The following is a 3399-nucleotide window of genomic DNA, read 5'->3' as shown; positions in this document are numbered from 1 at the left end:
GCCAGACACACCCGCCAGTTCAGAAGAGGGGTTGAAGTTGAGAAAAGGTATCATTCTTGCCGGCGGGTCCGGCACCCGCCTTTATCCGCTTACCCGAGGCGTCTCCAAGCAACTGATGCCCGTCTACGACAAGCCGATGATCTATTACCCGATGTCCGTCCTCATGCTGGCGGGCATCCGGGAAATCCTCATCATCACCACTCCGCACGACCAGCCGGCATTCAAGGCGCTGCTGGGCGACGGATCGGACTTCGGCATCGAGCTTCAGTATGCCATCCAGCCCGAACCGGCGGGACTGGCGCAGGCCTACCACATCGGCGCGGATTTCGTGGGCAACAACCCTTCCGCACTCGTCCTGGGCGACAACATTTTCTACGGCCACGGCCTGCCTGAACTCCTGGGCAACGCCGGCGATCGCGAGACCGGAGCATCGGTCTTCGGGTACTACGTGAACGATCCGAAGGCCTACGGCGTCGTCTCTTTCGACGCTCAGGGTCGTGCGGAAACCATCGAGGAAAAACCGCAGAACCCGCGTTCGAACTATGCGGTGACCGGCCTTTATTTCTACGACGGCAAGGCGGTCGACTATGCCCGTGACCTCAAGCCCAGCCCGCGCGGTGAACTTGAGATTACCGACCTCAACCGCATTTACCTCGAGAACGGTGAACTCACGGTCGAGATCATGGGCCGCGGGTACGCCTGGCTCGATACCGGCACGCATGCCTCGCTCCTCGATGCAGGCAACTACGTCCGCATCATCGAGGAACGCCAGGGCCTGAAGGTCGCCTGTCCCGAAGAAATCGCGTGGCGCAAGGGTTTCATCGACGATTCCCGCCTCGAAGAGATCGCCGCTCCGCTCGTGAAAAGCGGCTATGGCGCCTACTTGCTCAACCTTCTGAAAAACCGCGAATCCCTGCTCGTGGCGGAGACCGGAGCGTGAACATTATCCCTACCGACATCGAAGGCCTTGTCATTATCGAACCGCGTGTGTTCGGCGACGATCGCGGATTCTTCATGGAAAGCTGGAATCGCAAGACTTTCGCGGACCTCGGTCTTGATCTGGACTTCGTGCAGGACAACCACAGCCGCTCCGCCAAGGGTGTGTTGCGCGGATTGCACTATCAGCAGCCCAATCCGCAGGGCAAGCTCGTGCGCGTCACCGCCGGGCGCGCGTGGGATGTCGCGGTGGATCTGCGCGCCGGCTCGGCGACCTACGGCAAGTGGGCGGGCGTCGAACTTTCTGGCCAGAACAAGAGGATGTTCTGGGTGCCACCGGGGTTCGCTCACGGTTTCGTCAGTCTGGAGGATGGCACCGACTTCCTTTACAAGTGCACTGATTTCTACGATCCCGCCAACGAGCATTCGCTCATGTGGAACGATCCTGAAGTCGGCATCGAATGGCCGCTCGAAGGAATTGAGCCCCAGCTTTCCGCGAAGGACTTGGTCGGCAAGCCGCTGAACGAAGTGGAGCCCTTCGCATGAAGGCGCTGATCGTCGGCGCCAAGGGGCAACTCGGCAAGGGTCTGTCCGCAACCGCTCCCGCCGACGCCGATATCGTCGGCCATGACATCGACACCCTCGATATCACCGATCCCGCCGCAGTATCGGCGCTCGTTGCCGAGGTTAAGCCCGATGTGGTGTTCAACGCCGCCGCCTATACCGCAGTGGACAAGGCCGAAGGTGACGAAGACGCCGCGCTTGCCGTCAACGCGACGGCGGTCGGTTACCTCGCCGATGCCGCGCGCAGCGTCGGCGCCCGCTTCGTGCACGTTTCCACCGACTTCGTGTTCGACGGACTGTCCGGCGTGCCTTACGCGCCCAACGCTAGGCCCGCGCCCGTCAGTGCCTATGGCCGCACCAAGCTGGCCGGCGAAGTCGCGGCAGGCGAGGACGCGCTGATCGTGCGTACAGCCTGGGTCTATGCCCCCAATGGCGGCAACTTCGTGCGCACCATGCTGCGCCTCATGAGCGAGCGTCCAGAAGTGCGCGTAGTCGCGGACCAGATCGGAACCCCGACATATGCACCGGGTCTTGCTGCAGCATTGTGGACGCTATCGTCCAACGGGGTGACCGGATTGCACCACTACACCGACGCAGGGGCGTGCAGTTGGTACGACTTTGCCGTCGCAATCCAGGAAGAGGCTCTCGCGGCCGGGCTTCTGGAGACGGCAGTACCGGTAATTCCGATCAATGCAGTCGAATATCCCACGCCCGCGCGCCGTCCGCACTATTCCGTGCTGGACAAGACCTCGACGTTTGCCGCCCTTGGCGGCCCGACGCCGCATTGGCGCATCAACCTTCGCAAGATGATTACCGAGATCAGGACCAATGGCTAATCTTATCGTCACCGGCGGCGCAGGCTTCATCGGCGCAAACTACGTCCATTACCGCAATCGCATCGCGCCGCAGGACCGCATCGTCGTGCTCGACCTGCTGACCTACGCCGGTAACAAGGCCAATCTGGACGGATTGGACGATGTCCTGCTGGTCGAGGGCGACATTTGCGACACCGATCTCGTCTCGTCGATCATCGACGACCACGATATCGACACGATCGTCCATTTCGCGGCCGAAAGCCACGTCGACCGCTCGATCACCGGCCCGGACGCATTTGTCACCACCAACGTGATCGGCACGCACAGCCTGCTGAAGGCGGCCAAAAAGGCCTGGCTTGATCAGGGCAGCGGCAAACCGCACCGCTTCCATCACGTCTCCACTGACGAAGTGTACGGATCGCTCGGCCCGACGGATCCGGCCTTTAGCGAGACGACCCCTTACGCGCCCAACTCACCCTATTCGGCGTCGAAGGCGGGTAGCGATCACCTCGTGCGCGCATACCATCATACCTATGGCCTGGAGACGACGACGAGCAACTGCTCGAACAATTACGGTCCTTTCCAGTTTCCCGAGAAATTGATCCCGCTGTTCACTCTCAACGCACTGAACGGCAAGCCCCTGCCCATTTACGGCGACGGCATGAACGTGCGCGACTGGCTGCATGTTGAGGATCACTGTCGCGGCATCGAGGCCTGTCTGCAGAACGGCAAGCCGGGCGAGGTCTACAATATCGGCGGCGGCCAGGAACTGCCTAACCTGACAGTGATCGAGGAAATCTGCCGCGCGGTCGATAACGCCTTCGCGGCCGATCCGTCGCTCGCCGAGCGCTTCCCGAATGCACCAGCCGCGCAAGGCCGAAAGAGCGAGGAACTCAAGACTTTCGTGACGGACCGCAAGGGTCATGATCGCCGTTACGCCATTGATGAGACCAAGGCACGCGGCGAACTCGGATACGCGCCTGCACGCGATTTCCCTCAAGGCTTCGCGGAAACGCTGGCATGGTTCCTTGCCCGCGAGGACTGGTGGCAACCGCTGCTCGAAAGAGCAGCCATCACCCGCTGA

The 3399-nt window shown here is 61.6% G+C and carries 4 protein-coding genes; all 4 read left to right on the top strand.

The genetic code is table 11. The features are described from left to right. Nucleotides 1-37: 37 nt before the first annotated feature. The 4 genes from rfbA to rfbB are packed head-to-tail and all read left to right on the top strand — an operon-like array spanning nt 38 to nt 3399. Complete coding sequence (gene rfbA, locus ACODRZ_RS26480; RefSeq protein WP_488973164.1) at nt 38-940, top strand: glucose-1-phosphate thymidylyltransferase RfbA; 903 nt, start codon at nt 38-40, stop codon at nt 938-940. Further along, a complete protein-coding gene (rfbC, locus tag ACODRZ_RS26475; RefSeq protein WP_488973163.1) occupies nt 937-1482 on the top strand; it encodes a dTDP-4-dehydrorhamnose 3,5-epimerase in 546 nt (181 codons plus the stop codon). Before rfbA ends, rfbC begins: the two co-directional genes overlap by 4 nt. Continuing rightward, nucleotides 1479-2336 (top strand): dTDP-4-dehydrorhamnose reductase, encoded by an 858-nt coding sequence (gene rfbD, locus ACODRZ_RS26470; protein ID WP_488973162.1) that lies wholly within the window; start codon nt 1479-1481, stop codon nt 2334-2336. The genes rfbC and rfbD overlap by 4 nt, the downstream gene beginning before the upstream one ends. Next, nucleotides 2329-3399 carry a dTDP-glucose 4,6-dehydratase gene (rfbB, locus tag ACODRZ_RS26465; RefSeq protein ID WP_488973161.1) on the top strand — a complete coding sequence of 357 codons (1071 nt, stop codon included), beginning with the start codon at nt 2329-2331 and terminating at the stop codon, nt 3397-3399. Before rfbD ends, rfbB begins: the two co-directional genes overlap by 8 nt.

The sequence above is a fragment of the Novosphingobium sp. FG90 genome (assembly GCF_057808725.1).
This window is presented reverse-complemented; position numbering and strand designations above follow the sequence as displayed.